The following is a 24,939-nucleotide window of genomic DNA, read 5'->3' as shown; positions in this document are numbered from 1 at the left end:
CGCCGCCGGGTGGAGGGGGCCCGCGGCGCATCCCGGGGGCCGGGCGATCCGGTGTCGAGGCCCACCGGATCGCCCGACACCGGGCGGGTGTTCGCCGACCGACACCGGTCCGGTCGGGTGTTCGCCGACCGGCCGGATGGATCGACCGACCGGGCTTCGGCCCGGCCGGGTGGAGTGGCCGAGAGGTTAGGCAGCGGCCTGCAAAGCCGTTCACGCGGGTTCGAATCCCGTCTCCACCTCGAAGGAGGAACAAAGCGCGGACCGTCGGACGGAAGGCGCGGGGCGAGACGCCCCGCGCCGCCCGGCCGGCGGAACGCGGTGGTCGGATGCGATGGAGTGGCCGAGAGGCGAGGCAGCGGTCCGCAAAACCGTGCACGCGGGTTCGAATCCCGCCTCCATCTCGCAGGACGGACCGCCGGTCGCGTCGTGCGAAGCCCAGGGCTTCGTACGGGCGGCCGACGGGACGCGGTGGTAACAGGGTGGAGTGGCCGAGAGGTTAGGCAGCGGCCTGCAAAGCCGTTCACGCGGGTTCGAATCCCGTCTCCACCTCGAAGGAGGAACAAGACGCGGACCGTCGGACGGAAGGCGCGGGGCGAAATGCCCCGCGCCGCCCGGCCGGCGGAACGCGGTGGTCGGATGCGATGGAGTGGCCGAGAGGCGAGGCAGCGGTCCGCAAAACCGTGCACGCGGGTTCGATTCCCGCCTCCATCTCCAGTGTGGTTCACGGGACTTGGGGTCCCGTCGCGGCCCCGGTGCGCGGGCCTTGTCGGGCGCTGCGTTCGGCGCGGGGCCGGTGTTCGCGCGGTCCGTGTCGGCTTCAGTGCGGAGCCGGTGTCCGCGCGGTCCGTGTGGGCGGCGACAAGGTCGGCGCCGGGAACGACAAGGGTCGGCCCGGAGACGACAAGGATGGGCCGCCGTCGGTGCGCCGGTCGGCGCGTGACGCGTGATGGGAAAAAGATTCGGGCTCCGGGTGAACCTTGGTCCCCTTCGGGCCGCCCAAAGGATGGACGCCGTTCACCCGGAGTCCCGAGAATGTCCCGAACCTGTCCCTTTCGCTTTTCGGAGGCCCTGGGTGACATTCCGTCAACAATCGTCTCGACGACGATCCGTGCCGAGTTCGCGGCGGCGACGGATCGGTGTCGTGGCCACGACCGTGGCCGGCGCCCTCGCCGGCGGCGCGCTCGTCATCGCGCCCGCTCCCGCCGTCGCGGCGCCCGCCGTGGACGTGCTGCTCGCCGAGGTGTACGGCGGCGGCGGCAACAGCGGCGCCAGTTTGACCAACGACTTCATCGAATTGGGCAACAAGGGTTCGGCCGCCGTCGCGGTCGACGGTTGGAGCGTGCAGTACCTGCCGGCCGCGCCCAAGCCGACCTCGGCGTGGCAGGTCACCCCGCTGACCGGTGCGGTGGCACCCGGCGGCCGGTACCTGATCGGCGAGGCCAAGGGCGCCGGCGGCACGCTCGTGCTGCCCACGCCGGACGCGCAGGGCTCGATCAACATGTCCGGTACCGGCGGTACGGTCGCGCTGGTCCGCGGCACGACCGCGCTGACCTGCCTGACCGCGGTGGACTGCCTGGCCGACGCGCGCGTCGTGGACGTCGCGGGCTACGGCGACGCGGTGGTCCGCGAGGGCACCCCGGCGACCGGCGCCTCCAACTCGGCTTCCGTGGCCCGTACTTCCGCGCTCGCGGACACCGATGACAACGGCGCGGACTTCGCGGCGGGCGCGCCGACGCCGCTCAACGCGCGTGGACAGGGTCCGACCGACCCCGGCGGCCCGGGCGAGCCCGAGCCGACCAACGCGCTCATCCCGGAAATCCAGGGCACCACCCGGGTGTCGCCGAAGAACGGCGCCCGGGTGACCAGTGTTCCGGGTGTGGTGACCGGTGTGCGGACCTTCGGTAGCGCGCGCGGCTTCTGGTTCCAGGACACCCACCCGGACGGTGATCCCCGCACGTCCGAGGGCCTGTTCGTGTTCACCGGTACGGTCACCCCGCAGGTCACGGTCGGCGACGCGGTCAAGGTGACCGGCAAGGTCGAGGAGTTCTACCCGGGCGGCGTCGGCATCGGCGGCCAGTCGCTGACCCAACTCACCGGTGCTACCTGGGTGATCGACGCGTCCGGCCAGGCGCTGCCCGCGCCGGTGACGCTCGACGCGGCGACCGTGCCGGACGCGTACGCGCCCACCGGGACGCCGTCGATCGAGGCGCTCGCGCTGGAGCCGTCGAAGTACGCGCTGGACCTGTACGAGTCGCTCGAAGGCCGGTTGACGCGCGTAGGCGAATCGCGTGTGGTCGGCCCGAGCACCTCGTTCGGCGAGTTGTGGGTCACCCTGGAGCCGACGCAGAACGCGACCGCGCAGGGCGGCACGCTGTACGCCGGCTACGACGCGCAGAACGGCGGCCGGCTCAAGGTCTCCTCGCTGATCCCGTTCTCCCAGGAGCCGTTCCCGCAGGCGAACGTCGGCGACACGCTCACCGGCACGACCACGGGACCGCTGACCTACGACAACTTCGGCGGGTACGCGCTGGCCGCGACCACCCTGGGCAAGGTGGTCGAGGGCGCGCTGACGCCGGAGACCACGCGGGACCAGAAGAGCACCGAACTCGCCGTCGCCACGTACAACGTGGAGAACCTCTCCCCCAAGGACGCCCAGGCCAAGTTCGACCGGCTCGCGAAGGGCATCGTCACCAACCTGTCCACGCCGGACGTGGTGGCCCTGGAGGAGATCCAGGACAACAGCGGACCGACCAACGACGGTGTGGTCGCGGCCGATCAGACGCTGGACAAGCTGGTCGCGGCGATCAAGGCGGCGGGCGGCCCGACCTATTCGTGGCGCGCGATCGAGCCGGTCGACGGCAAGGACGGCGGCCAGCCGGGCGGCAACATCCGCAACGCGTTCCTGTTCGACGCTACGCGCGTCGAGTTCGTGGACCGTCCCGGTGGCGGCCCCACCAGCGCGGTGGGCGTGCGCAAGGACTGGCTGGGGCGTACCCGGTTGACCCAGTCGCCCGGTCGGGTCTCCCCCGCGGACCCGGCGTGGGAGAACAGCCGCAAGCCGCTCGCGGCGGAGTTCCGCTTCCGTGGCAAGACGGTGTTCGTGATCGCGAACCACTTCGCCTCCAAGGGCGGCGACCAGGCGCTGGACAGCCGGTTCCAGCCGCCGACGCGCAGCTCGGAGGTCCAGCGGGTGGCGCAGGCGAAGGTGCTGCGCGGCTTCGTGGACGAGTTGTCCAAGTCCGACCCGAGGGCGAACGTGGTGGTGCTCGGCGACCTGAACGACTTCGCCTTCTCGCCGACGCTCAAGACGCTCACCGACGGCGGCGCGCTGCGCACGATGGTCGACACGCTGCCCGCGAACGAGCGCTGGGGATACGTGTTCAACGGCAACAGCCAGATGCTCGACCACATCCTGACCAGCCCTCGGCTCACCCGGTTCGAGTACGACATCGTGCACGTGAACGCGGCGTTCGCGGACCAGGCGAGCGATCACGATCCGCAGGTGCTGCGCGTGCACCCGAGCACGGGCAACGACTTCCTGGATTGCCTGGAGCGGTTGTGGGAGGAGCTGTTCGAGCGATCCTGAGTCGGGTCTGACGCGATACGAGAGTTGACGCAAGGTCACCTCGCGTCCGGTGCCGTGTTCTTCGGCGCCGGGCGCGAGGGTTTTGTGGGCCGCGCGTGGGCTATGCGGCCGGGGTGGGCGGGTCGGTGGGAGCGGGCGGGTCGGTGCGGGCCGGCGGGTGGGTGCGGGCCGGTGATTCGGTGCGGGCCGGTGATTCGGTGCGGGCCGTTGGGTGGGTCGGGGTGGGAACTTCGGTCGGGGACAAGGCTCGTGCGGCGGCCTCGGTGAGTGCGCAGGCGTCCGCGACGCAGTCGTAGTCGACGTGTTCGGGCAGGTCGGTGTGCAGGTGGTAGTGCGGGATGAGCTTCTGGTCGTCGATCGAGACCAGGGTCGCGGTCGGGTAGCCGTGGCGGTTGGGCACCACGCCGTCGGTGGAACTGCGCGAGCGCAGGCCGGTCAGCACCGCGATGTCGTTGCGGGTGGCGCACTCGGAGAGCAGGTTGTTGAAGGGCACGTCGTACGGCTCCATCCGCAACGGGCCTTCGGCCTCCAGCAGGACGAGGTTGCCCGAGCCGACGGTGTCCACGTTCAGGAACCACGTGCGCTCGCGGTCGAGTTCGGGAAAGTGTCGACGCGCGAAGCCCCGGATGCCCTCCTGAAGCGCCTCCTCGGCACCGGCCGAGACGAGCAACACCCTTACCCCGTCGACGGGTTCGTCGCGCAGTGTGGCGGCGAGCGCGACCAGTACCGCGACCCCGGACAGGTTGTCGTTGGCGCCGGGGACTGCGCGACTGCGGCCGATCTGGGTGAACGCGGCGGTACTGACCGCGGCGAGGCCGATTCCGGCTCGGCGTACGCCCCGAAGTCCGGTGGCCGTGCCGAGCGCGATCAGCGCGGGGCCGGCGACCACCGGCCACCACATCGGCGGATTCTCGCTCGCCTTGTCCAGCAGTCGCGGATAGCGGGTGGCGACCCAGCGCGCGGCCCGCTCGTCGAACACCGCTCCCGTGGGTGCCGCGTCGTGGTGTGCGGTCACCACGAGGGTGCGCGGCGCGTCCGGGTCGCCGACCGAGGCGACCACGTTGTACGCGCTGCGCGGTCGGCCGCCGAGGGCGCGGCGCGCGTACTGGCCGCGGTAGGAGATGTCGTCGGCGATGCCGAGCGTGGCGGCGCCGGCGACCAGCGTCGCGGCCACGCGCGAACGCCCGGCGAGCAGGCCGGCGACGGCGGCGAGGGCGGTGAGGGTGCCGATCGGGCGCGCGTACGACGCGTACGCGGGCTCCTCCTCCACCACCGCGTCACGCGCCCCGAGATCGCGCAGCAGCCCGGCTATCCGATGCGCGGCCTCGCGCTCGCCGGACGACGTGGGCAGACGCTCGATCTTGGCCAACGGCTCTATCACGGCCCGCAGTTCGGCCTCGGAGGGTCGGCGCGACCGGCTCCTCGTGCCGTTCCCCCGACGCGAATCGTTTCCCTCACGGCTCGTCATCCCGCCACGATGCCACGGCCGGGCGGGTCGTGTCCGCCCCCGAGGGGGACCTTTGTTACTCGCGAGTCGGGTCGGGTCGAGGTGAGTCGGCGGGGTCGCGGTGAGTCGGGCAGGCTCGGGGCGGGTCGGGGTGTGACGGGGTGCGGCGCGGCGTGGCGCGTGGGGCACGGCGCGGGTCGTGCGGCGCACGCGGCGCGGCCACTCGATGGTGAAGCTCGTGGGTCCGCTCCACCACCTGGGCTATTCATGCGACTTACCAATTTCGTGCACAAATATCCCGCTCATTACGCTTCGATCCGTCGGTGACGGCATGTCGGGCCGCCATCTCCCGATGGTTCGGAGATCCATGACCCTGCAAGAAGCGGAAGCGTTGTCCGCGCCCTGGTCGCGCGCGCCGTCCCTGTCCTGCCCGGCGGTGCCCGCGCAGGACTTCGCCCAGCGGTACGCGGCGCCGGCGCGGCCCGGTGTGATGGCGGTGCGGCTGGCCGGCGGGCTGCCGGCGTGGGCGGTGACCGGGCATGCGGCCGCGCAGGCCATGCTCACGGATCCGCGGCTGGTCAACGACATGACCGTGGTGGACGCCCTCTCCGCGGGTACGCCGCACGGGCTGCCGCACACCCGCTACCCCGAGAGCTTCCTGTCCGTCGAGCCCCAGCTCCTGGCACGCGACGGCGCCGAGCACCGCCGGATGCGCCGGATCGTGAGCCCCTACTTCCAGGCCGCCCAGGCCGGGCTCGTCGAGGCGGAACTCGAGTCCTGTACCGAGGACTTGGTCGATGCCCTGGCCAGGCGGCCGCAGGGCGACCTGGTCGCCGACCTGGCGATCCCGCTGGCCGCCGCGGGGGTCGCCTCGATGCTCGGCGTCACCCCCGACCGGGCGGCGGCCGTCGTACGCGCCACCATGGCCGCGGGCCTGGCGGGCCACCCCGACACCCCGCACGGCCATGCCGCGGGTCAGGCCTTCGTACTGCGGGTCCTGCAGATCGTGGCCACCGCCCGCAGGAAACGCCGGGACAATGCCGCCCGGGCACTGCTGACCGCGCACGGCGACGGGCGTCTGACCGGCCCGCAGACGGCCGCGATGGTGGGACTGCTGCTCGTGGGCATGGTGGAGTCGCTCACCACCGTGGTCCCCACCGCCGCGCTGATCGCGATGCAGCGCCCCGAGGTGCGGGCCGCGCTACGGTCCGGCGACGCTGTACGCGTGGACGCCGTGGTGGAGGAACTGCTGCGCCTGTCCACCCCGTTCCACCACAGCGCCTGGCGGGTGGCCAGGGAGCCGCTGGTCCTGGACGGGACGCCCATCCGGGCCGGTGACGTGGTGGTGGCGTCCTTCCTGCACACCAACCTCGACGAGCGGCGCTGGCCGCGGCCCACCGAGGTCCGCCTCGACCGCCCGACGCCCCGCGGCCACCTCTCGTTCGGGCATGGCGCGCACTACTGCCTGGGCGCCGCCCGGGGCCGCGCGCAGACCCGCATCGCGCTGACCCGGCTGTTCACCCGCCTGCCCCTGCTCACCCCGGCCGCCGACCCGGCCGGTCTGTCCTGGCACGGGGGCGGTCTGCGCCACCTGCACAGCCTGCCGGTGCACACCACCGGCGGCCCGACCGGGCCGGGGGACGCCGGGTGAACACCGCGGGGAAGCCGCACGTCACCGGTGCCGTCCCGGCCGGAACCGCCTCCCGCGGCTTCGGCCGGCGTACCGGGCACACGCTGCGCACCCGGCGTGCCCGGCGTGCCCGGCACACGCTGCACACCCGGCATACCCCGCATTCCCGGCACGCGCTGCGGACCCGGCGTACCCGGCACACGTGAGATCCCTCTCGGGTGCCCGTCCCACCGAGACCCGGGCGCCGTCCGCACGCTCGCGGAGCATTCGGCCGGAGCGGCGGCGGCCCCGACCAAGGAAACGATCCAACCGATGTCCGACCCCGCCAAGGTCCTCCCCGCACGTCTTCCCTCGCTGACCAGCCTGCGGTTCGTCCTCGCACTCACCGTGGTGCTGTGTCACCTGACCCTCATCTCGGGCATCTTCGATGTGGGGCCGGACAGCCCGCTGGCGGTGATGGAGCCGATCGCCACCAGCGCGGTCAGCGGCTTCTTCGTGCTGTCGGGATTCGTCCTGACCTGGGCGCACACCCCGGGAGAGTCACGCGGGGCGTTCTGGCGCCGGCGCTTTTGGAAGATCGCCCCCAATCACGTACTCGGCTGGGTCCTGGCGATCGCCTTCTTCGCCGTCATCACCGCCACGCCGGCCACCGTGCCGGCCGACGGAGACAGTATCGGCGCCGCGGTGGCGGGCCTGTTCCTGCTGCAAAGCTGGGTCCCGGTCCCGGACTTCTTCTTCAGCTTCAACGCCCCGGCCTGGTCGATCTCCTGCGAGGCGTTCTTCTACGCCCTCTTCCCCGCCCTCCTGGCCGCCGCGTCCAGGATTCCCGCCCGGCGGCTGACCGCCTGTTGGGGGGCGCTGGCCGCGGCCACCTTGCTGATGCCGCTGGTCTCCACCCTCGTCCCGGGGCCACCCCTGTACGACTGGCTGCCCATCAACGCGACCAGCCTCTGGTTCGTCTACCTCTGCCCACCGGTGCGGCTCGCGGAGTTCGCCCTCGGGATCCTCACCGCCCGCCTGATTCGAACCGGGTGCTGGCCCCGCCTGAACCGGGCGCAGGTCGCCGCCCCCGCGGTGGTCGTCTTCGTGGCGGTGGCCTACCTCCCCGCCCAATACGCCCTGGGCATGGCCATGGCCGCCCCGCTCGCCCTGATCATCGCCGCGCTCACCCGGGCCGACCTCCAGGGCCGCACCCGCGTCATGCGCCACCGGTACCTGATCGCGCTGGGCGAGGCGTCCTTCGCCCTCTACATGACCCACTACCCGCTCATTTTGACGATCCGCCACATGCTCGGCGTCGAGAAAACCTTCACCCCGCTACCGGGCACCCTGATCGTCGCGGCCCTGACCGCGGCCTCCATCGCGCTGTCCGTGGCGGTGTACCGCTACTACGAACTCCCGCTCATACAGCGCTGGTCCCGTCCACGTCGCCCGGCTCCGGGCGCCGCCGCCCGGGTCGCCGAAACCCCGACTCGGGTCCTGACTCCCCGTCCCCCCACCACCACGCCGACCCACCAGCCCGACCGAACCTGACCCGACCGAACCTGACCCGACCGAACTTGACCCGCTCGACCGGGTACCCGCGTGTGAGGACCGTCTAGCGGCGCTCGGTGGCGTCCACCGGCCCAGACAATTCCGGGGCGTCCTCGGTCGCCGCGACCGGCGTCGCGTTCTTGCGGGTGGCCAGTACCGCCCCGCCCAGGATCAGCACGAAGGACGCCCCGATCGCCCACGTGAACTTCTCGTCCAGGATCAACACGCCTGCCGCCACCGCGACCGCCGGGTTGACGTACGTGATCACCGTGGCCCGCGCCGCGCCCACCTCGCGCACCAGCTCGAAGAAGATCACCATCGCGATCGCGGTGCACACGAGCGCCAGCACGCCCATCGCCCCGAGGGCCTTGCCGCCCGGCACGTGCGCGGGCCACTGCGCGGCGGCGAGCGGTATGTACACCAGCGCGGTGAAGCCCAGGCAGACCGCCGTCATCGGCAGGCTCGGCACCTCCTTGAGCCTGCGCTCGGCCACCAGCGCCGCACCGGCGTAGCACAGCGCGGTCGCGAGCACCTCGACCGCCGCCCACGGATCCCCGCCGCCGAGCGTCGGCCCGGCCAGCACCGCGACCCCGCCGAACCCGATCGCCAGCCCGACCCAGCGCACCGCCCCCATGCGCTCGGTGCCACCGGTCAGGTACACGAGCACCGCCCCGAAGATCGGCACCGACGCGATCAGCAGCCCGGTCGTCGAGCTGGACAGCCTCCGCTCGGCGTCCGAGAGCAGCCACCAGGGCCCGACGAACTCGGTCACCGCGAACACCAGCAGCGGCCACTTGTACGGGGTGAGCCCGCGCAGCCCCGCACCACGCAACGCGAACGGCAACAGCAGCAGGGCCCCCAGCCCGGTCCGCACGAACACCAGCACGCCCGGCGAGACCTCGTCCACCGCGACCTTGATCAGCAGGTACGGGATCCCCCAGATCACGCACATGCACGCGAACAACAACGCCCCACGACGACTCACGGCCGTGCCCCCTCAATCTCTGGATCGAAGAGGATGATCAACCACGCGGGGCCGATCGGTCTAGAACGTCGTTGCGCAGCACGCTGCTGCGGTAGCCGGCGGGGGTGACGCCCAGTACCCGCCGAAACCATCTCCCCAGGTGTGCCTGATCGGCGAACCCGACCGCGAGCGCGGCGCCGGCGGGCGTCATCCCCCGGGCGAGCAGCGCCTGCGCGCGGGCGACCCGGTGCTGGGCGAGCCAGGCGTACGGGGGCAGCCCGACCACGTCGCGGAACGCGCGCAGGGTCTGGTAGCGGGACAGTCCGATCCCGGCCGACAGCTCGCTCAGCGAAGGGGGCCGGACGAGTTCGTCGGCGAGCCGTTCGCGGACCGCGCGGGCCACCCGGGCGGCGTCCGGCGAGCCGCGCCGATCGGCCCGGGAATGCACCGCGTGCCGCCCGACGAGCGCGCGCAACACCTCCACGACCCGGGTCTCGCCCTCGAACGCGTCGCCGCCGGCGGTCAGGTGCGTGTGTACGGCGACCAGTTCGGCGGCGAGCGCCGGGTCGGCCACGAGCAGCGATGGGAAGTGCGGGGCGGGGCCGGGCAGGTCCTCGCCGACCAGCGCGGCCGAGGGGTAGAAGACCCGGTAGGCGTACCCCTCCGGGATGCCCGGGCCGCCGGTGTGCGTCTCGTGCGGTTCGGCGACCACGATCGTCCCGGGTCCGGACCGGTGCACCGCGCCGCGATAGTTGATCTGCTCGACCCCCTCGACGCACACCCCGATCGCGTACTCCTCGTGCGCGTGCGGCGCGTACCGGTGCCGCCGAAATCGCGCGGTCATCAGGTCGAGCGGCGTGTCCTCCAGCCCGTATACGCGTGTCCACACCGCGGACTCCCCGCCCTGGCCGCCCCGGGCGCCCCGGCCGCCCCCGCCGACGAGGCCGTCGCGCGGAGGGCCTCCGGGCCCGCCCGGTCCCACGTCACCACTCATGTCGATTCGCTCTCAAGTACCCGTGCACGGGCCGCCCCGGCACGATCGGCTCGAACCACTCCTCCGGTCCGGGGTCGGACAACCGCAGCTCGACCGACTCCGGATCGTCGGACGCCGCGTCACTGAACGTCACGAACGCCGCCTCGACGTCGTCGTCGTACAACCCGTGCCGCTCCAGCAGCGACGCCGCCTGATCCACCAACAACCGCAACGCCATCTCCTCCGCGAAGCACGCCGGCGGCGCCCACTCGGTCCCACCGAGCCGCCCGGTGACGGTCACGGCGGCCACCACGAACCGCCGGACGAACCCCTCCTCCAGCAGTGGCAACGCGTCCAGCACGAAAAACGAGGCCCCGTCCGCCTCGCGAAGATTCACCAGATCCGTGAACAGCAGATCCACCAGCACCCCGACCGAGCTCGCCACCGCCCCCGCCGCGAGCCGGGCCTTCTCCTCCGGCACGTCCGGCTGCGCGGTGTCCGGCTCACACCCGAAGGCGTCCAGCCCGAAGGCCCGTACCCCCGCCGCCTGCCGCTCGATCCGCAGCCGCTCCTCCGGCATCGGCCGGCGCGCCCGCAACGCCGGATCCCCCGCCGGCGCGTCCGGCCCGTCGGCGGCCATCAAACTCTCGTACACCAACTCCTCGTGCAACTGCACCTCACTGCGCACCACCCGCCAATCCGCGAGCAGCACACTGGCCTCCAACACCGCCAACACGATCTGCCGCGCGGTGCGCTCGGCCGCCTCCAACGTCGGCGCGTCCACCGACAACAACACCGCGGCCCCATCCGACCGAGGCGTGACCCGATAGTCCACCAGGTCCACCCCGACCCCGTCCGCCTCCTCGAACCCCTCCACGGACTCGAGCCCATCACTCAGCAACGCCCCGACCCCGAGCCGCTGGAGTTCATCCAGATCGGGATAGGTCTCGAGCGGCACGACATCGACATTCACCGGGTAAGCCACCCCAAGATCTTCCCGTGCCCATCCCCCTCCCCACGCCCGACACCACCGAACAACCACGTGGCGGACCACCCCCCAAAGTGCGATATGGTTTCCGTGTTCGGCCAGCCGAACACCGGGACGTGGCGCAGCTTGGTAGCGCACTTGACTGGGGGTCAAGGGGTCGCAGGTTCAAATCCTGTCGTCCCGACCAGCTTTTACGCAGGTCGGAGGCCGTCTTCTCAGAAATGGGAGGGCGGCCTTTTCCGTCATCTGGGGCGTGGTGGTCGCAGTGTGGTCGCACGACCGCCGCTCGGCTTTGGGACTCACGAGCGATCGGCCCGCAACCGCAGCCGTGTAGAGCGGTTTGAACAGGTCGCGCAGCCGGGCCGGGTGGTCGCGATGTGGTCGCAACCGATTCGGCGGCTGCCTCGCCACGTCCACTCCCTCAGCACCGGCGAGGGCTTCCTCGATGGCGTCGACGGCACCGTGGGCGGCCTGCCGGCTCAGGTGGGCGTAGATGTTCGCCGCCGTCGACGACGTCGAGTGCCGCAACGTCTTGGACACCACCGTCAGCGGCACGCCCGCCGTGATGGGATCCGCGTCGAACCCACCGGCCGCTCCGTCCAACAGCCGACGCAACGCCGCCGCCGCGGCGGGGCACTACGGACGCGCGCGCCTCGAGCGCCGGGCTGCGTCGGCGCGCGCGTCTGTAGGTTCCGTCAACCGGTCGGCGCGGTCAGGCCGCTCGAAGTGCCCGGGCCGCTCGAAGTACTCGGGCCGGTCGAAGTGCTCGGGCCGCTCGAAGTACTCGGGCCGGTCGAAGTGCTCGGGCCGTACACGGTGACGCCGAACGACGCGAGGCCGGAGAACATCACCAGGTGGCCGTTCTCCAGCCGCCCGATGTCCTGCATGCCCATGCCCATCGAGTTCTTGGGCTGCGCGACCGTGCTGACCTGTGTGGCCGTGCCGTCGGGAGCGAAGCGCGTAAGGGTCGAAGCATTGCGGAAGGCGACATCGAGCACGTACGCGCCCTCTTCGTCGGCATCGATCAGGACCGAGTCCCGGTTTTGACCCGCCGGCTTCACCCACCGCACGGCGCCCGTGTCGAGGTCGAAAGCGATGGCCTGTCTCGGGGAGAAACCCTGCCCGACCTCCCGCTTGGTCAAGGCGTACATGGTGTTGCCCCGGACGTGCATCGCGGGCGCGTGCAGCGTTCCGTGCATGCTCTTGCCGTAGGATTCGACCTTCCCGAAGTCGCCCCGCAACGGAATGGTTCGGGCGATCTTTCCGGTGTCGTCGAACACGACCAGTTGAGCGCCCTGTTCGTCCTTGAAGGTGCTCGGCTCGACGACGGCCGTCAGCGGCCGGGCGGACACCACATGCACCGCTCCCTGCTCGGGGACCGGGACGGATGTGGGTACATCCCACAGCGGTTGGCCGGCGGCATCGATAGCGGCCACGGAGTAGCTTTTGCGGAACACGGAGGCGCCGAAACTCATCGAGACGAGGACGCGGTCCGACGTGGTGCGGAAGCTCTCGTTCGACCACAACCCGTCCTGCGTGGTCGGGTTCCGCCACGTCCACGCTTGACTGCGGTCGGCCGTGCGCAACGCGACCACCGTGTTGGGTGTCATGACCGCCAGCAGGTCCTCACCGATGAAGCCGAGGCGGGTCTCGTCCGTGTCGAAGGGGCTGCCGTCCTTCTTGGTGCCGTGAAACTCCGTCGTCCACAGGACGTTGCCACCCTGGCGGGTGTCCACGAGCGAGACTTGGTTGCACGCGGCGTTGTAGGCCCCCGCCTTGGTCGACCAGGCGATCGCGCCGAGGCCGCTCCCGTTCGGCGTCTCGGTCATGCCGCACACGGCCATGCCCTGCTTCGGCGGAGCGACGGAACCGAGAACGCGACCGTCGGCCATGTCGAGGATCTGCACGCCGGTCCCGCGGCCGACGTAGAGCGACGAACCGGTGTGCCACATTGCCAGCGGCTTGGATTCCAGCGTGTCGCCGGGAGGAACCGGCGCCGTCCACGCCTCTTCCAGCGCGGGCGCCGCCCTGGGCGGCTTGATCCGCGCCTTCACCGGCTCGGTGGGCGCGGCGGACCCCGGCTTCGCCGTGGCGTTCTCTGAATCGCCACCCGAATCGCTCAGAAGCCACGCCGCGACGCCGCCGGCGAGGACCAGCGCCGCGATCACGCTCGCGGCCACGATCTTCGTGCGCGGTCCCCGTCCACCCGATCGCCCGCTCGTCGGGGGGCCACCGGTGAAACTCCCGTAGGCGAGAGTCCCGTTGGTGGGCATCACGCTCGTCGCCTGTTCCTGAGGGAACGGGCCTCCCGGGTATGGCGCGTATCCGGACATCGGCGGTGGCGGGGGTGTCGACGGACGGGGAGGTATGTCCTGCCCCGGAAAGGGGGTAGGTTCGGTCATTCGCAAGACTCCGAGTTCATCGTCCGTGTTCGCTCCAGTCCTTCGCACGCGGGCGAGAACTGGCCGGCACCCTAGCCGACGCATGATCAACTCGTCACGAGCCGGTCCCGAAAGACTCCCGGCCCGACGTCCTCCACACACTCGACGTTGTCCGGACCTGGTCGCGGTACCACCACTCGCGCGGTCCGAATCCGCACCTGCCCTTGCCCCTTGTCGCAGCGGACGTGCGGTTCCCGAAGCGGCCCAGGTCCACCTTGGTGTCGCCGAGGCCGAGCCGGCCTGCCTCGTTCACCCGCAGACCCACGTCGCTCATCACTTTCGCGGCGGTGTAGTTGCGAACGGTCGGCGCGAACTTGCGGCACGGCGCCGGCTCCGCGGCCCATTCCGTGCACATCTGCGGATCCCGCCGAACGGCGTCGAGGTGGCCGGGGCCTCTACGCCCGGGCGCCCGGACTCCTGTACTCCATAGCCCTGCGACACTTCGACGTGGCCTGGACAAACAGCTCAACCGCACCCCCCACGCCGCACTCACCCGGGCGGCCACGCTCAGCCCGGACGGTCGCGACCGCGGCCGCCGGGCCGCGGCGGCCGCCTACCTCGGCACGGACGCCACCGGCAACCTGCTCGACGTACCGAGACTCCTGGGGCAGTGCCGGGCCCCCGACGACGCCGACGCGACTTCGTTGACGACGGCGCTCGCGGCCGCCCACCACCTCCTGCTCAGCGGGATTGGGGATGTCGACTCCGCGTACCGGATGCTGATCGGGGCCGTCGAGGCCGCGACGAACCAGGCGGACACCCCGAAGGGCGTCCTTCGGGAGGCTCTGTACACGCTGGCGTTGATCAGTTTCCACGGCGCGGCGCCCGCGCGGAACTCTGGGAACCTCTCGCACGCGTCGTCACGCGCCTGGGCCCGACTCTCCCCGTTCCGAAGTCGTTGTCGCTGATGACGAGTTGTCTCGGCGATCCGGTACACGCCGCCCTCCCCGCCCTGGGCCGACTCGACGACGCGGTCGGCACACTCGCGGACGCGGACCCGGTGGAGGTGATCCGGATCGGCATGGCCGCCGAGTATGTCGGCCGCCTGGAGCACTGCCGTCCGGCGTTGCGGCGACTGGTGGACGGGGGCCGCGACGGCGAACATCTCACACTCACGATCCACGCGATGGGTCTGCTGAGCCGACACTGCTACGAGACCGGCGAATGGGATCGGCTGGCCCGCCTCGCCGAGGAGGGCCTGCGGCTGAGCAACCGGTACGGCTACCGCCTCCTCGCCCAGACCTTTTGCCACCGGCAGGCCCTGCTCGCGGCGACCCGCGGCGACACCGACCCACGCGGGCGGCCCGTACCCAACTCGTCGCCACGCCGGCGACGTTCACGCGGCTGGGGGCGGCGCCCTGGGCCGAACGCGCACGGAGCGAACTGCGCGCGTCGGGCCTCGCCGCGGACCGAGCCGGCGCGTCACCCGATACCCGCCTGTCCCCCCAGCAGTACGAGATCGCCGGCCTCGCCGCCGCCGGAATGACGAACAAGCAGATCGCCCAGCGGCTGCACCTCTCTCCGCGAACCATCGGAACGCACCTCTACCAGGTCTTCCCCAAGCTGGGCATCACCTCCCGCGCCGCGCTCCGCGACGCGCTGCACAGTGCAGCCGAGCCGAACGACTCTGCGGGATAGTGGACTTCGCGATGGGGGCTCCCGGGGAATATGTCGCCGGGACCCGCGGGGCCGGCGGTCGGTCCGCGCTCAGGCGGGCCGGCTGCCGCGCGTCGATCCGGGTGGCGGCCTGCTCGTCCGCGCGCTCGGGCCCCGAAGGGCGATCACACCATTACCGTTCGGGCCAGGGGCAGATCGGGCACCGGGACGGCGATGTACCCGCTCGCTGTCGATGGCGGCGCCGCCCCCGAAGGCCCCGAGCCCATGGCGGTCTCCGAGTTTCGGGTTTCACCGCTCGGTCGTCGCGCGCGGCGAGGAGACTACACATGGCGCCGAGACGGGCGCGCGTTTCCGAAGGCGGGTCCATACCGCGCGGGGGCTTCGGGTGGATCGACGGGTTCGGCGTGAACTCTCTTTCCGCGTGCTCTCGTTCGCGTGACCCGCGCACGCGCGCGGCGAGGCGGCAAGCCGGCGGGAGCGGGGCGGACGACACCGTCACGTCGCCGCCGCCGATCATCTCCTCGCCCCGCGCCGAGCCCGCTCACGCGACGTCGAGTGCCCGGCTCGGGGCATAGAAGTGTCACATGTGAAATGGTACCGTCCGGAATATCACAAGACGATGATCGGGGCGTGCGGTGGGTGACATGGGCGACAACGACATGGCCGGCACCAGGGTGCGTGGGGCCGAGAAGCATGACCACGCGGTGCCGGCGGCGCTGGCGGAGGCGTTTCGACACGGCTGGGCCGACACCGCGATACAGGTGCCGCCCGTGTCCGGGGCGGCGTACGCGGCCAAGCGGCGGGCGGCGGTGTCCGAGCGCTTTCCCGGTGAGCGGATCGTGGTGCCGTCGGGTGGGTTGAAGGCGCGCAGCAACGACTTCGACTACACGTTCCGGCCGCACTCGGCGTTCGTGCACCTGACCGCCGAACAGGGCACGCAGGCGGTCCCGGACAGTGTCCTGGTCTTCGAACCGGACGGGAACGGGCACTCGGTCACGCTGTTCACCCGGCCGCGCTCACCGCGTGACGGCGGGCCCGACGGTGCGGGGTTCTACGGCGACCGGCGGTACGGCGAGTTCTGGGTCGGGCGCCGGCGCACGCTCGCCGAGACCGCCGATGCCCTCGGGATCGAGTCGGCCCCGCGCGAGGACCTCGAACGGGCCCTGCGCGGACGGAAGGTACCGACCCGGGTGGTGCGCGGTGAGGACCCGCTCGTCGACGCGCTGGTACCGCCGGTCTCGGGCGCCGAGGCCGAGGCCGAACTGCTCACCTTCCTGTCCGAGTCGCGGCTGGTCAAGGACGAGTGGGAGGTCGAGCAAATGCGCGCGGCCGTGGGCCACACGGTGGCCGGATTCCACGACGTGGTCGGCGAGTTGGATCATGCCATCGGTCTCGAGCGTGGTGAGCGCTGGATCGAGGGCACGTTCAATCGGCGGGCCCGGCTCGAGGGCTACGGGCTGGGCTTCGAGACCATCGCGGCGGCCGGCGCGCACGCGTGTGTCCTGCACTGGATGCGCAACGACGGACCGGTGCGCACGGGCGACCTGCTGCTGCTGGACGCCGGTGTCGAGGCCGACTCGTTCTACACCGGCGACGTCACCCGTACGCTGCCGGTCGGCGGACGCTTCACCGACGTGCAACGCCGGGTCTACGACCTCGTCTTCGCCGCCCAGTCGGCGGGTATCGCCGCGCTGCGGCCCGGCGCGCGGTTCGGCGACTTCCACGCCGCCGCGATGCGCGTGATCGCCGAAGGCCTGGACGCCTGGGGCCTGTTGCCCGGCGGCGCGGAGGCGGCCCTGGCCCCCGACTCCGGCCTGTACCGCCGTTTCACCCTCTGCGGCTCGGGCCACATGCTCGGCCTGGACTGCCACGACTGCGCCGCCGCCCGCCGCCAGAGCTACCCGGACGGCCTGTTGGCGCCCGGGCACGTGCTCACCGTCGAGCCCGGCCTGTACTTCCAACCCGACGACCTGACCATCCCGCAGGAGTTGCGCGGGATCGGCGTGCGCATCGAGGACGACTTCCTGATCACGGCCGACGGCGCGCAGTGCCTGTCGTCGGGCCTGCCACGCGCCGCGGACGAGGTCGAGGCCTGGATGGCCTCGCTGCGATGACCGCGCGCGGTCCGCTGGTGGACCAGGTCTGCGGACAGTTACGGCAGGCCGGCGTGGTCGCGGTGGTCGGGCCCACCGGGTTCGGCAAGTCCGCGGTCCTGGACGCCGTGTGCACGGCGTGGCAGGCGGCCGGGGATCCGGTGGTCCGGCTCAGCTCGGCGCCCGCCGACGCGAACATCGCCTACGCGCCGCTGATGGACCTGTTCACCGCGTGCCCGGCCGAGGTGCGCGGCGAACTGTCCGAGCTGCAACGCTCGACGATGGACTGGGTGTTGCGGCGCGTCGCGGGGCCCGAGCCGGACACCGCGACGTTTCGCGGCACGGTGTTGTCCTGCCTTCAGGCGTGGGGGCGCAGGGCCCGGCCGTTGTTGTCCGCCGACGACGTGCAGTGGTGGGGTCCGGGCAGCCTGGACGTCTTCGGTTTCGCCGCGCGGCGCAGTCGCGGCAGCGTGTCGCTGCTGGCCGCGTTGCGACCCGACGGCCCGTCGCCGCACGATGTGCTCGGCGGCGGCGCGGTCGAGATCGGCATACCGCCGCTGAGCCCGGAGGAGTCCGCGGCTGTCGCGGGCTCGTTCGGCGTTCCGCTGCGCACTGCGGGCCGCATTCACGCGGCGACGGGGGGCAGCCCGCGGCTGGTCTCGGACATCGCGGCCGGGCTGGCCCGGGCCGGGCGGTCGGCCACCGCGTGGGATGCCGAGCCGTTGGCCCCGTACGCGCGCAAGGCGATGCGCGCGTGGCTGGCCGATCTGGCCGAACCGGTGCGCCGGGTGCTGCTGTTGGCGGCGCTGGCCGCCGACCCCTCGCTCGACGGCATCCGTCGGGCCACCGGGTACACCGCCGACGCCGCGCCGACCGCGGACGCCGCCCTGGCCATCGCCCAGGACGCCGGGCTGATTCGGGTGGTCGACGGTGCCGTGTCCTTCCCGGCGCCGGTCCTGCGCGAGGGCATCGTCGCCGAGGCCGGCCGCGAGTCGGTGCGTCGCGCCCATCGCGCGCTGGCGGCGGTGTCGACCGGCGCCGACGATCGGAGCTGGCACGAGGCGTCCGCGCTGGCCCCGGCCACGACCGCCGCGCGGCTGGTCCTGGCACTGGCCGACGCCGCCGCGGCGGCGCGCGAGCGCGGCGACCACACGCGGGCCGCCGAGTTCGCGCTGCTCGCGGTCGACCGGGCCGGCGGCGCCCGACCCGATCTGCTGGTGTGTGCCGCCCGGGACGCCGAGACGGCGGGGCGCTTCGACCTCGCCTGGACGGCTCTGGATCGGTTGGACCGCACCCGGGCCGGGCCGGCGGAGCGCGCCCGGGCCCGGATCGCGGTCGTGGACGCCGCCGGCCGCGGCGCCGCGCTGCTGGCGGACATCGCGGCCCGGGCGCTGGCCGACGCCACGGCCGCCGACGAACCGGCGCTGGTCTCGGCGGCGCATCTGCGGCTGGCCTGGAGCGCGCACCTGACCCGGGGCTATCCCGCCGAGGCCCTGGCACACGCGTGCGCGGCCATGCAGTGGGCGGAACGGGCCGGCGACCCGGCGAGTCGCGCCGCCGCGATCACCTTGACCGCCCGGATCCAGCAGGGTCGCGGCTCGCCGGAGCATGCCGGGACACTGCGCCTGGCGTTGACGCCGGGCGCGGCCGGCACCACCGGGGCGAGCCCCGGTGACCCGCCTCCGATCTCCGACGATCCGCGCCGGGTCGCGGTCTCCTTCGCGCTCTTGGAGGACCGCCTGGACGAGGCCGGGCGGTTGCTGGACGCGCTTGGCCCGGCGGTCGGGTCGGCCGACGGGCGGGCCGACCCGGGGCGGCTCCTGGGCTGCGCCGTACTGATCCACGCGCACGGCGGCGACGGTCGGGCCGCGCGCGAGGAGGCGCGCCGACTGCTGGCGCTCGCCCGCGAGTTGGGCGCCTCCCCCGGCCCGCCGTGGTACGCGGCGGCGGCCGCCGAACTCGCGGGCGGAACCCTGGAGCGGGCGCTCGCCTACGCGGGGCTGGGGTTGACCGCGTCGGAGGAGGAGCGGGACACCGTCTTCGCGGCGCACTGCCTGCACCTGTCCGGCCGTACGCGGCTGTTCCTGCGCGACACGGCCGGCGCGCTGGCGGATCTGCTGCGGGTGCGGGATCTGGTGCGCGAGTTGTCCGTCCGGGATCCGGCGGCGATCCGCTACGACGCCGATCTCGCCGAGGCCCTGGTCGCCGCCGGGGATGTCGAGGCCGCCGCCCGCACCATCGCCGATGCCAGAAGTCCGGCGCGGGAGTTGGCCCGGCGCGGCGTGCTGGCCTCGCTCGACCGCGCCCAGGCGCTGTGCGCGGCGGCGGCGGGCGAGTTCGCGGCGGCCGAGCGGCTGCTCACCCGGGCGTTGGAGGCGTTCGCGCGGTTGGGCTACCCGTTGGAGTGCGGCCGGGTCCTGTTGACCCACTCGGCCATCGAGCAGCGGCGCAGACGCCCCGCCCGCGCCCGGGAGTTGCACGCGGCGGCGGAGGCGGTGTTCCGCAAGGCGGGGGCGCCGCTGTGGGAGCCGGACCGGCCGGAGCGCACCGGGGCACGGGCCGGGCTCGCGGGCCTGACCGACGCCGAGCAGCGCATCGCCGAACTGGTCGCCGACGGGTGCGGCAACCGGGACATCGCGGTGTCGTTGTACGTCAGCGTCAAGACCGTGGAGGCGGTGCTGACCCGGATCTATCGCAAGCTCGGCGTGCGGTCGCGGATCCAACTGGTGGCGCTCGTCCACAAGGACAGGCACCGGTCGGCCCGATAGCGCCGATCGTGGGTGCTCCCGGGCGGAAGCGGTCCGGGGAGGTGGGTGGGTCGTCGCGGGCCGGGTGTCGTCGTAGGAATGGGGGTGTCGAAGGAATGGGGGTGTCGTCGCGGGCCGGGTATGTCGTCGAGGGCCGGAGCTCTCGCCGAAGGCGCGGCGAAGGCTCGGCGAAGGCCCGGCGAAGGCCCGGCGAAGGCGCGAGGTCAGTCCGCGAACGCCCAGGAGATCGCGCCCCGGGAGGCGTTGACCACCTTGGAGTCGGCCGAGCCGCGCACCAGTGCGCCGTTGGTCCGGTCGCCGTAGGTGTAGACGCCGAGCACGAAGTCGAACTCGGCCGTCTTGCGGTGCCCGCCCACCTCGGCGCTCGGCCCGTCCGCCACCGGGAGTTCCAGCGTGGACGCTTCGACCATGCGCTGACAGGTCCAGGTGTCGACCCCGTCCGCCACGAAGCGCTCGCGCAGGGCCGGCGCGGAGTGCTCGGCGCCGATCAGGACGCCGTCGCCGCCGTAGGTGTAGCTGTGCTTGAAGACGTAGTCGCCCCGCGAGGCCAGGACGTCGTCGAGGATGTCCGGCGCGAGGTCGAAGGTCATCGGTACGTGGCGTCGGAGCGTCTCCACCTCGTCCGGGTCGAGCAGGTGGTGCAGGTCGGGATCGCACAGCAGCGAGAACCACTTGCGGTGCATGCCGAGTTCGGCCTCGAACATGCACGAGACGGTGGCGCCGCTGTCGTCGACGGCCTTGAGGAAGGCGCCGTCGTCGTCGGTGTCGGCGAAGGTGATCAGTCGGTGGACGAGGATGCGGCGCGCGTGTGGCGCGCGCAGCCATTGCGACCGGTAGGAGGTCTCGTTGCAGTAGCGGACGTCCAGGTCGGGTGCCATGATCCGGAGGAAGTCCACGAGCGGCTGGTCGCGGCCGTAGCCGCGCCGGGAGTGCCGCACGGAGTCCAGGATGACCAGGCGGTCGAGCCCGAGCCGGGTGCACTGCGTCAGGTAGTGCCGGGCCAGGTCCAGGAAGGGTGAGGCGCCCGCCGCGGGAAGACCCAGCAGTTCGGCGTGCAGTCGCGCGCTGTGCTGGCATTCGCCGCCGCCCACGCCGGAGAAGGTGTTCAACTCGCAGAAGGCGTAACCCGAATCGGTGGGGATGATGTCGGCGCGGGCCAGCGCGGTGCCCTCGGTCATCCATTGCCAGTGGACGTGGTGTGCCATCGCCTCCGGGATCCGGAACATGGCGGCCAGTTCGGCGCTCGGCAGGGACGAGCACACGTGCCGCATCACCTTGCGGTGCGCGGAGACCAACCTGGCGGTGGCGTGGCGGAGTTCGTCCAGGGTGGTGCGGTCCAGCCGGAAGTGGGTGGGCAGGGTCGGGAAGAGGAAGCCGAGATCGCGCAGGTGCCGGTCGGAGACGTCTCGGGCCAGGGCGAGGTCGTGCGGGCTGTGTTCGGTGAACACGCGGGTCAGGAAGGCGCGGTTCTCAGCGGCGAACATCGGCGGGCTCCGATTCCGGGTCGGGGCGGTGGGCACGGAGGGCGCGGTCGGAGCCGAGGCCGAGCCCGACGTCGAGGCCGGATCCGGCCCCGACTCCGGCTGCTCCGCGCACGGTTCCGGTTCCGGCGGCGGTCGCCGGCGGCCGGGTGCTTCGCCGGCCGAACTCGGCTTCGAGGGCCGCCCCCGCCCGGAACAGGCTCGCCTCGCCGAACTTGCGTCCCACGAGCTGTAGTCCGATCGGCAGCCCGTCGGCGGCGAATCCGAGCGGCAGCGACAGGGCCGGGTGTCCGGTGACCGCGAACGGGATCGTCTGCATGTCGTTGGCCATCCGAGGCGGCGGCCAGTCGGTGGGAAAGTCGTCGAAGCGGGCCGCGGTGGCCTGGCCGCAGGCGGTGACCAGCACGTCGTGGTCGGCGAACACCCGCCGCTGGAAGGACTCGACGAGGCGTCGGCGGACGTCCAGCGCACGGAGCAGGTCGCCCGCGCCGACCCCGGCCCCGGGCATCAGCTTCTGGTAGGTGAACCGCCCGTAGGACCAGGGAAAGCCGCGCAGATTGCGCTCGTGCACGGCGAATCCCTCCGCCGCCAGGATCACCCGGCCGCACGCGTCGAGCACCTCGTACGGGGGCAGTTCGCACTCCTGGACGATCGCGCCGAGCTTGTCCAGGTGGGTCAAGGCCCGCTCGATGCCTTCGGTGATCTCCGGCAGTGTCGCGGGGTCGTGGGCGTACCACGCGGTCGAGTACGCCACGCGCAGGCCCTTGACGTCCTTCGCCGCCGCGCCGAGGAAGTCCGGCGCGGGCGTGTCACGGGTGCGCGGGTCGCGGGGGTCGGGTCCGGCGATCACGTGGAGTGCGGCGGCGGTGTCGGCCACCGTCCAGCCCAGCGGCCCGAAATGGTCCATGGTGTGCGACAGCGGGGTGGCGCCGTACCCGGACACGCTGCCGTAGGTGGGTTTGAGGCCGACGGTCCCGCAGTGGAACGCCGGGCCGCGGATCGAGCCGGCCGTGTCGGAGCCGAACGCGACGCGCAGGTACCCCGCGGCGACCGCGACCCCGGCGCCCGACGACGAACCGCTGGGAATGTGCTCGCCGTTCCACGGGTTCCGGGCCGGCGGGAAGGGCAGGTCGACGCTCGGCCCGCCGAGGGCGAACTCGTAGGTGGCCAGCTTGCCCAGCAACACGCCGCCGCCGGCGCGCAGTCGGGCCTCCACGGTGCTGTCCTCGCCGGCCACGTCCGACACGGTCAACCACGAGTGGTTCGTGGTGGGCAGACCCTCGACGGCGAAGATGTCCTTGAGCGCGTACGGGATGCCGTGCAGCGGACCCCGGTCCAGGCCCTCGCGCAGTTCCCGGTCTGCCTGCCGGGCGCGCCGCAGCGCCTGCTCGCGGGTGACGAGTACGAAGGCGTGCAGCGTCGCGTCGTGCGCCTCGATCATGCCCAGCGCGTTCTCCACCAGGTCCACCGAGGTGAGCCGGCCCGCGCGCAGCAGCGCTCCGGCCTGGGCGACGGACAGTTCGGCGAGCGCGCCGGGAGCGGTGCTGCCGGGGCCGGTGGTGCCCGGGCCGGGGGTGCCCGGGCCGGGGGTGCCCGGGCCGGTGGTGCCCGGGCCGGTGGTGCCGGGGTCAGCCATCGGTGGTCTCCATCGTGCGCAGCAGTTCCATCTTCGCCCGCAGCGAGCGGTAGCCGGCCAGCACGCCGGGCGCCAGGTCGCGCGGCATCTCGATGCCGAGCCGTTCCAAGGTCGCGGCGAACTCCCGGTCTGCGGGCTCGACTTCGAAGTGGGCGGGGTGGTCGGCGCCATCGGCTCCATCGAGGCCGGCGCGAGCGCCGCCGATGCCGGCCCGGTCGACGCGGTCGACGCGATCGGCCCGGTCGGCCCGGTCGGCGCTGTCCAAGGCGTCGCGGTCGCCCCCGCCCATGCCGACGCGGTCGGCGCTCACGCGGCGGGCCCGTGCCCGCCGGGCAGGCGCGGGCCGGCCTCGCGTTGCGCGGCGAGCCAGGTCTCGGTCTCGCGCGCGCCGACCGGTAGCGCCGCCGACAACACCTGTACGCCGTCGGCGGTCACCCGTACGTCGTCCTCCAGCCGTACGCCGATCCCCCGCAGCCCCTCCGGCACCAGTTCGTCGTGCGGTTGCAGGTACAGGCCGGGCTCCATGGTCAACACGTGGTCCTCGCCCAGCACACCCTGTCCGTAGAACTCCGGGCGCGCGTGCCCGCAGTCGTGCACGTCCAGGCCGAGCATGTGGCCGAAGGCGCACAGGGTCCATCGCCGGTACGGCTGCCGCTTGTCCTGCATGGCCTCCTCGACACCGCACTTGAGCACGCCCAGGTCGTGCAGGCCCTCGGTGAGGGTGCGCCGGCAGGCGAGGTTGACGTCGTCGAACGCGACGCCGGGCGCCATCGCCGCCAGGCCCGCGTCGCGCGCGGCGTGCACGATGTCGTAGACGTCGCGCTCGGCGGTGGTGAAGGTGCCCGAGACGGGCAGGACGCGGGTCACGTCGGCGGTGTAGCAGCTCCGCGCCTCGGCTCCCATGTCCATCAGCAGGATGCCGTCCGGCCGGACCGGGCCGTCGTTGCGGCCCCAGTGCAGGATGGTCGAGTGTGCGCCGGCGGCGACGATGGAGTTGTAGCCGACGCCGTTGCCGTCGTGGCGCGCGCGGGTGGCGAAGATGCCTTCGAGCAGCCGCTCGGAGACCGCGCGATCGCTCGGCAGGGCGCGCGCGACATCCTCGAAACCGCGGACGGTGATGTCCACGGCCTCCTGGAGTTGCGCGAGTTCCCAGTCGTCCTTGCGCAGCCGCAGTTCGGCGAGCACGCTCGCGAGCAGCGCGTCGTGGGCCGCGTTCTCCTCGGTCGCGGGGAGCAGGCCCCGGTCGATGCCCGCGTCGTAGCCGCGCAGCACCCGGGTGTTGCGGCCGGCGCGCCGCAACACCGTCGGCAGGTCGCCGATGGGCCGGGTCTGCACGCCCAGCACCGTGGTCTTCTCCTCGGGCGACAGGCAGCGGCCCTGCCACACCTCGCCGAGGATGCGGTCGAGGTAGCCGACGCCGGACGCCGGGTCGTGCCGCGGGTCCACGTACAGCACCGCGTCGTGGCCGCCGGCGATCGGGTGCATCACGAGCACCGAGTTCGGGTCCTGATCCGCTGTCAGCCACAGCAGGTCGCTGCCGCCGCGGAACGGGTAGGGCGCGCCGTAGCTGCGCCATTGGATCCGGCCGGTCGGGACGACCAGCGTTTCGCCCGGGAAGGCGTTCGACAGCAGGGCGCGGCGCGCCGACAGCCGGTCGAGGTGGGGTACCGGGAGGAGCTCGATCTCCTGTTCCCGCCAACCGCTCGTCATGTAGTCGACGAATTCGGTGGGGATCTCGGTGTCGTGCGCTCCGGTGATCTCTTCCTTGCCGACGTTGGGCAC

18 protein-coding genes and 5 tRNA genes are annotated in these 24,939 nt (G+C 72.5%); 13 read left to right on the top strand and 10 right to left on the bottom strand.

Features of this window, described 5'->3' with window-relative positions; genetic code table 11:
• The first annotated feature begins 168 nt into the window (after positions 1-168).
• The 5 genes from ACWCPW_RS36330 to ACWCPW_RS36310 all read left to right on the top strand — a co-directional run bounded on the left by ACWCPW_RS36330 (position 169) and on the right by ACWCPW_RS36310 (position 3,586).
• Positions 169-239 (top strand) — tRNA-Cys (locus ACWCPW_RS36330).
• Between the two features lie 91 nt (positions 240-330).
• Positions 331-401, top strand: a tRNA-Cys gene (locus tag ACWCPW_RS36325).
• Between the two features lie 77 nt (positions 402-478).
• Positions 479-549 (top strand) — tRNA-Cys (locus tag ACWCPW_RS36320).
• 91 nt (positions 550-640) lie between these two features.
• A tRNA-Cys gene (locus ACWCPW_RS36315) sits at positions 641-714 on the top strand.
• A 427-nt stretch (positions 715-1,141) separates the two neighbouring features.
• Positions 1,142-3,586 (top strand): endonuclease/exonuclease/phosphatase family protein, encoded by a 2,445-nt coding sequence (locus ACWCPW_RS36310; protein ID WP_449765834.1) that lies wholly within the window; start codon positions 1,142-1,144, stop codon positions 3,584-3,586.
• A gap of 100 nt (positions 3,587-3,686) precedes the next feature.
• Here ACWCPW_RS36310 and ACWCPW_RS36305 read toward each other — a convergent pair whose 3' ends face one another.
• Complete coding sequence (locus ACWCPW_RS36305) at positions 3,687-4,967, bottom strand: M28 family peptidase (RefSeq protein ID WP_449765833.1); 1,281 nt, start codon at positions 4,965-4,967, stop codon at positions 3,687-3,689.
• Between the two features lie 433 nt (positions 4,968-5,400).
• Between ACWCPW_RS36305 and ACWCPW_RS36300 the strand changes: the two genes are divergently transcribed.
• The 3 genes from ACWCPW_RS36300 (at position 5,401) to ACWCPW_RS36290 (ending at position 8,196) form a co-directional block, all read left to right on the top strand.
• Positions 5,401-6,684: a cytochrome P450 gene (locus tag ACWCPW_RS36300; protein ID WP_449765832.1), complete on the top strand. Its 1,284-nt coding sequence runs from the start codon at positions 5,401-5,403 to the stop codon at positions 6,682-6,684.
• Positions 6,681-6,869, top strand: a complete 189-nt coding sequence (locus tag ACWCPW_RS36295) for a hypothetical protein (RefSeq protein WP_449765831.1) — start codon at positions 6,681-6,683, stop codon at positions 6,867-6,869. Before ACWCPW_RS36300 ends, ACWCPW_RS36295 begins: the two co-directional genes overlap by 4 nt.
• Positions 6,870-6,975: 106 nt before the next feature.
• Complete coding sequence (locus ACWCPW_RS36290; protein WP_449765830.1) at positions 6,976-8,196, top strand: acyltransferase family protein; 1,221 nt, start codon at positions 6,976-6,978, stop codon at positions 8,194-8,196.
• A 64-nt stretch (positions 8,197-8,260) separates the two neighbouring features.
• On the opposite strand, the gene ACWCPW_RS36285 is transcribed toward ACWCPW_RS36290, so the two are convergent.
• From ACWCPW_RS36285 to ACWCPW_RS36275, 3 genes are all read right to left on the bottom strand, one after another.
• Complete coding sequence (locus tag ACWCPW_RS36285) at positions 8,261-9,181, bottom strand: DMT family transporter (protein ID WP_449765829.1); 921 nt, start codon at positions 9,179-9,181, stop codon at positions 8,261-8,263.
• Between the two features lie 37 nt (positions 9,182-9,218).
• The gene (locus ACWCPW_RS36280) at positions 9,219-10,004 is read right to left on the bottom strand and encodes a helix-turn-helix domain-containing protein (RefSeq protein WP_449765880.1); all 786 of its coding nucleotides are present in this window, start codon (positions 10,002-10,004) and stop codon (positions 9,219-9,221) included.
• A 139-nt stretch (positions 10,005-10,143) separates the two neighbouring features.
• The gene (locus tag ACWCPW_RS36275) at positions 10,144-11,106 is read right to left on the bottom strand and encodes a hypothetical protein (RefSeq protein WP_449765828.1); all 963 of its coding nucleotides are present in this window, start codon (positions 11,104-11,106) and stop codon (positions 10,144-10,146) included.
• Between the two features lie 125 nt (positions 11,107-11,231).
• On the opposite strand from ACWCPW_RS36275, the gene ACWCPW_RS36270 reads away from it, so the two are divergent.
• Positions 11,232-11,308, top strand: a tRNA-Pro gene (locus ACWCPW_RS36270).
• Here ACWCPW_RS36270 and ACWCPW_RS36265 read toward each other — a convergent pair.
• Positions 11,287-11,676, bottom strand: a complete 390-nt coding sequence (locus ACWCPW_RS36265; RefSeq protein ID WP_449765827.1) for a hypothetical protein — start codon at positions 11,674-11,676, stop codon at positions 11,287-11,289. The two genes, ACWCPW_RS36270 and ACWCPW_RS36265, sit on opposite strands and share 22 nt — an antisense overlap.
• Before the next feature lie 140 nt (positions 11,677-11,816).
• A complete protein-coding gene (locus ACWCPW_RS36260; RefSeq protein ID WP_449765826.1) occupies positions 11,817-13,394 on the bottom strand; it encodes an outer membrane protein assembly factor BamB family protein in 1,578 nt (525 codons plus the stop codon).
• Positions 13,395-14,469: 1,075 nt separating this feature from the next.
• On the opposite strand from ACWCPW_RS36260, the gene ACWCPW_RS36255 reads away from it, so the two are divergent.
• The 4 genes from ACWCPW_RS36255 to ACWCPW_RS36240 all read left to right on the top strand — a co-directional run bounded on the left by ACWCPW_RS36255 (position 14,470) and on the right by ACWCPW_RS36240 (position 20,040).
• Positions 14,470-15,048 (top strand): hypothetical protein, encoded by a 579-nt coding sequence (locus ACWCPW_RS36255; RefSeq protein WP_449765825.1) that lies wholly within the window; start codon positions 14,470-14,472, stop codon positions 15,046-15,048.
• On the top strand, positions 15,045-15,200 hold the full coding sequence (locus tag ACWCPW_RS36250; RefSeq protein ID WP_449765824.1) for a response regulator transcription factor: 156 nt from the start codon (positions 15,045-15,047) through the stop codon (positions 15,198-15,200). The genes ACWCPW_RS36255 and ACWCPW_RS36250 overlap by 4 nt, the downstream gene beginning before the upstream one ends.
• A 623-nt stretch (positions 15,201-15,823) precedes the next feature.
• A complete protein-coding gene (locus ACWCPW_RS36245) occupies positions 15,824-17,293 on the top strand; it encodes an aminopeptidase P family protein (protein ID WP_449765823.1) in 1,470 nt (489 codons plus the stop codon).
• Positions 17,290-20,040, top strand: a complete 2,751-nt coding sequence (locus tag ACWCPW_RS36240; protein WP_449765822.1) for a LuxR C-terminal-related transcriptional regulator — start codon at positions 17,290-17,292, stop codon at positions 20,038-20,040. Before ACWCPW_RS36245 ends, ACWCPW_RS36240 begins: the two co-directional genes overlap by 4 nt.
• A 203-nt stretch (positions 20,041-20,243) precedes the next feature.
• Here the strand turns inward: ACWCPW_RS36240 and ACWCPW_RS36235 are convergent, their stop codons facing one another.
• The 4 genes from ACWCPW_RS36235 to ACWCPW_RS36220 are packed head-to-tail and all read right to left on the bottom strand — an operon-like array spanning position 20,244 to position 24,939.
• Positions 20,244-21,524, bottom strand: coding sequence for a hypothetical protein (locus ACWCPW_RS36235; protein WP_449765821.1), 1,281 nt, complete (start codon positions 21,522-21,524; stop codon positions 20,244-20,246).
• Entirely contained in the window at positions 21,511-23,157 is a 1,647-nt protein-coding gene (locus ACWCPW_RS36230) for an amidase (RefSeq protein WP_449765820.1), read from the bottom strand. The genes ACWCPW_RS36235 and ACWCPW_RS36230 overlap by 14 nt, the downstream gene beginning before the upstream one ends.
• On the bottom strand, positions 23,150-23,467 hold the full coding sequence (locus ACWCPW_RS36225) for a hypothetical protein (protein WP_449765819.1): 318 nt from the start codon (positions 23,465-23,467) through the stop codon (positions 23,150-23,152). Before ACWCPW_RS36225 ends, ACWCPW_RS36230 begins: the two co-directional genes overlap by 8 nt.
• A complete protein-coding gene (locus ACWCPW_RS36220) occupies positions 23,464-24,939 on the bottom strand; it encodes an aminopeptidase P family protein (RefSeq protein WP_449765818.1) in 1,476 nt (491 codons plus the stop codon). Before ACWCPW_RS36220 ends, ACWCPW_RS36225 begins: the two co-directional genes overlap by 4 nt.

This window comes from Embleya sp. NPDC001921 (genome assembly GCF_053594475.1).
This window is presented reverse-complemented; position numbering and strand designations above follow the sequence as displayed.

Excerpts from the sequence above, each read along its gene's own strand:
- ACWCPW_RS36300 (WP_449765832.1), top strand. The coding sequence starts at position 5,401 with ATGACCCTGCAAGAAGCGGAAGCGTTGTCCGCGCCCTGGTCGCGCGCG.
- ACWCPW_RS36290 (WP_449765830.1), top strand. The coding sequence starts at position 6,976 with ATGTCCGACCCCGCCAAGGTCCTCCCCGCACGTCTTCCCTCGCTGACC.
- ACWCPW_RS36280 (WP_449765880.1), bottom strand. The coding sequence starts at position 10,004 with ATGACCGCGCGATTTCGGCGGCACCGGTACGCGCCGCACGCGCACGAG.
- ACWCPW_RS36260 (WP_449765826.1), bottom strand. The coding sequence starts at position 13,394 with ATGCCCACCAACGGGACTCTCGCCTACGGGAGTTTCACCGGTGGCCCC.
- ACWCPW_RS36255 (WP_449765825.1), top strand. The coding sequence starts at position 14,470 with ATGACGAGTTGTCTCGGCGATCCGGTACACGCCGCCCTCCCCGCCCTG.
- ACWCPW_RS36250 (WP_449765824.1), top strand. The coding sequence starts at position 15,045 with ATGACGAACAAGCAGATCGCCCAGCGGCTGCACCTCTCTCCGCGAACC.
- ACWCPW_RS36245 (WP_449765823.1), top strand. The coding sequence starts at position 15,824 with ATGGGCGACAACGACATGGCCGGCACCAGGGTGCGTGGGGCCGAGAAG.
- ACWCPW_RS36240 (WP_449765822.1), top strand. The coding sequence starts at position 17,290 with ATGACCGCGCGCGGTCCGCTGGTGGACCAGGTCTGCGGACAGTTACGG.
- ACWCPW_RS36235 (WP_449765821.1), bottom strand. The coding sequence starts at position 21,524 with ATGTTCGCCGCTGAGAACCGCGCCTTCCTGACCCGCGTGTTCACCGAA.
- ACWCPW_RS36230 (WP_449765820.1), bottom strand. The coding sequence starts at position 23,157 with ATGGCTGACCCCGGCACCACCGGCCCGGGCACCACCGGCCCGGGCACC.